Source organism: Streptomyces hygroscopicus subsp. hygroscopicus (assembly GCF_001553455.1).
Lineage (GTDB): Bacteria > Actinomycetota > Actinomycetes > Streptomycetales > Streptomycetaceae > Streptomyces > Streptomyces hygroscopicus.
Genome location: NZ_BBOX01000527.1, coordinates 1 through 3,248, shown reverse-complemented (window position 1 = coordinate 3,248; position 3,248 = coordinate 1). Strand labels below are relative to the sequence as shown.

Sequence of the window (3,248 nt, the reverse complement as noted above, 5' to 3'; positions counted from 1 at the left end):
ACCCGCGCCAGCTCGGCGTGTTTCATGGCCGCCTCGACGGCCTCGGCACCGGTGTTGGCGAAGACCACCTCGTACGGCTCCGTGGCGCCCAGCTCCCGCCGGACGATCGCGTCGAGCGCCGCGGCGACCCGCTGGGCCTCGGTGCGCTTGGACAGCTGCGCGTGGCTCGGCGTGCCCGCGTCCAGCAGGGCCTTCGCGTGGGCCACCAGCTCCGGGTGGTTGTGCCCGAAGAACAGCGAGCCGAAGCCGCCCACGAAGTCGGTGACCGCGGTCCGCCCCCCGTCGGGGCCCGGCAGGTACACGGTGTCGCCCTGGGCGCGGTCGTACTCCACGTCCAGGCCCCACGCGGACAGGGCGTTTCCCAGATAGCGTTCCGCCAGCTCTTCCATCGGCAGTACTCCTCTCACAGTGAGGACGCGGGCGCGAACTCCCGCAGCGGGTTGAGCCGCTCCGGCCCGATGCGCTTCCGCACCTCCGGCGCGGTGACGCCCAGGCCGGGTGCCGGCGCCAGGCACAGCACGCCGACCTTGCCGACATGCTCGTTGTTCTGCACCAGCCGGGTCGCCTCACCGGCTCGTTCCAGCGGGTACAGCGCGGACAGGGTGGGCACGATCCCGCCCTGGGACAGCAGGCGGCTGGTGCGCGCGGCCTCGTCCAGGTTGGCGCCGTGGCTGCCGACCACCTTCTTGAGCCGCATCCACAGGTAGCGGTTGTCGTACGCGTGGTGGTAGCCGGTGCTCGAACCACAGGTGACCACCGTGCCTCCCCGCCCGGCGACGAAAACCGAGATGCCGAAGGTGGCCCGCCCCACGTGCTCGAAGACGATCTGCGGGTCGCTGCCGGTCTCCCGGCGGATGATGCGCCCCAGCCGCTTCCCGGCGGCGATGGTGTCCTCGGGGGAGGGATCGGGGTCGTCGCTCAGCCCGATCTCGGACCGGTCCACCACCACCTCGCAGCCCAGCCGGCGGACGGCCTCGGCCTTGGCCTGCGAACCCACCACCGCCACGGGTATGCCGCCGCCGTTCTTGACGAACTGCACCGCGTACGCGCCCAGACCCCCGGCGGCGCCCCAGACCAGGACCACGTCGCCCTGGGTCATCCGGGCCCCGTTCGGCCCGACGAGCATGCGGTAGGCGGTGCTGCCGCACATCGGGACGACGGCCGCTTCCTCCCAGGTCAGATGGGGCGGCTTGGGCACCAGCATGCTGGCGCGGGCGATGGCGAACTCGCCCATCCCGCCGTAGTTGGTCTCATAGCCCCAGGCGCGCATCTCGGTGCCGAGCATGGCGTCGGCGTGGGTCACCGGCTCCTCTTCGTCCACGTGCACCGGGTGCACCACGACATGGTCACCGGGCTTCCACCGGCTGACCTTGGAACCGACCCGCACGACCACGCCCGCGGCGTCCGAGCCGACCACCTGGAACGGGCGGTCGTGCCGGGCCGCCCAGCCGCCCTGCGCCGCGTACTTGCGCAGGAAGGTGAACGTCGGCATCGGCTCGAACGTCGCCGACCACACCGTGTTGTAGTTGATCGAACTGGCCATCACGGCGACGACGACCTCGTCGGGGGCCGGCTCCGGCATCTCCACCGGGCCGACCCGCAGCGACTTCCTGACGTCCTTGTCGGCGGCGTCGCGGAACATCTCGGTGTCCTCCGCGCGCAGATGCGCGGCGGTGTAGGTGTCAGGAAGGTCCAGACTCTCGAACACCTCAGGTGGTCGGTTGTCGAGAATCGCTTCCAGGAATGGGTTCACGGCTGCTCCCTGGCATAGTCCGGCCTGCTGCGGAACCTAGTGCCGCCAGGTAATCGCCCGTTCATCGCGCCCGGCCCCGGCCCGGATTCCGGCCAGTTGCCGGGCGGTGGAGCCCCGCGCATACCGTCGGTTTCGTGGCCGTAGACGTGCATGACGAACCCCGTCCCCCGGAGCCCGTGGCGGTTGTCGGAATCGCCTGCCGACTCCCTGGAGCACCCGACCCCGGCGCGTTCTGGCAATTGCTGCGCGAAGGGCGCGGCGCCGTCGCCGAGGCCCCCGCCGACCGCTGGAGCGACGCCCCCGTGCGGCTGCGCAGGGGCGGCTTCCTGGACCGCGTCGAGGACTTCGACGCCGACTTCTTCGGCGTCACCCCGCGCGAGGCGGCAGCCATGGACCCCCAGCAGCGCCTCGCGCTCGAACTCGGCTGGGAGTCCCTGGAGAACGCCCGCATCGTGCCGTCGCGCCTGCGCGGCACCCGGTTCGGGATCTTCTTCGGCGCGGTCGCCGACGACTACGCCCGGCTCACCGCGGGCGCGGGCCCGGACGCCCTCTCCCCGCACACCCTGGCCGGTCTCGGCCGCAGCCTGATCGCCAACCGGCTGTCGTACCTGCTGGGCACCCGCGGCGCCAGCATGACCGTCGACACCGGCCAGTCCTCGTCCCTGGTGGCCGTGCACCTCGCCTGCGAGAGCCTGCGGTCGGGCCAGTGCGACCTCGCCCTCGCGGGCGGCGTGCAACTCAACCTCAGCGGCGCCGCGACCGCCGACGTCGAACGGTTCGGCGCCCTGTCCCCGGATGGCGAGTGCTTCACCTTCGACGCCCGCGCCAACGGCTACGTCCGCGGCGAGGGCGGCGCGGTGGTGGTGCTCAAGCCGCTGCGCCGGGCCCTGGCCGACGGCGACGACATCTGGTGCGTCATCCGCGGCGGCGCGGTCAACAACGACGGCGGCGGTCCCGGTCTGACCCACCCCGAGCCGGACGCGCAGCGCGAGGTGATCGAGGAGGCGTACCGCCAGGCGGGCGTCGACCCGGCCGCCGTCCAGTACGTCGAACTGCACGGCACCGGCACCCGCGCCGGCGACCCGGTCGAGGCCGAGGCGCTCGGCGCGGCGCTCGGCGCCCTCCGGCCCGCCGCCCGGCCGCTGCACGTCGGCTCGGTCAAGACCAACGTGGGCCACCTGGAGGCCGCCGCCGGCATCACCGGCCTGCTCAAGGTGGTTCTCGCGCTGCGCGAGGGCGAGCTGCCCGCCAGCCGCAACTACCGCACCCCCAACCCGCGCATCCCCATGGACGAGTGGCGGCTGCGCGTGCACGACCGGCTGGGCCCGTGGCCCAGCCCGGAGGCGCCCCTGATCGCCGGGGTCAGCTCGTTCGGCATGGGCGGCACCAACTGCCACCTGGTCCTGGCGGCCGCGCCCGACCCGGCGGACCTCCCCGGCGCCACCGCTGCCGCCCCGGCCGACGCCTGTGCCGCCCCGGCTCCCGGGTCCGGCCC

At 73.3% G+C, this 3,248-nt stretch carries 3 protein-coding genes; 1 reads left to right on the top strand and 2 read right to left on the bottom strand.

Translation table 11 applies throughout. The annotated features are described in order from the left end of the window. The coding region (locus tag AXW62_RS38015) for an aminotransferase class III-fold pyridoxal phosphate-dependent enzyme (protein ID WP_159061060.1) at nt 1–389 on the bottom strand (389 nt) is incomplete at its 3' end. 14 nt (nt 390–403) lie between these two features. Further along, the gene (ccrA, locus tag AXW62_RS38010) at nt 404–1,753 is read right to left on the bottom strand and encodes a crotonyl-CoA carboxylase/reductase (protein WP_079115985.1); all 1,350 of its coding nucleotides are present in this window, start codon (nt 1,751–1,753) and stop codon (nt 404–406) included. A gap of 134 nt (nt 1,754–1,887) precedes the next feature. Between ccrA and AXW62_RS38005 the strand changes: the two genes are divergently transcribed. Next, nucleotides 1,888–3,248, top strand: a 1,361-nt coding sequence (locus AXW62_RS38005) for a beta-ketoacyl [acyl carrier protein] synthase domain-containing protein (protein ID WP_214516889.1), incomplete at its 3' end; no start/stop codon positions are given.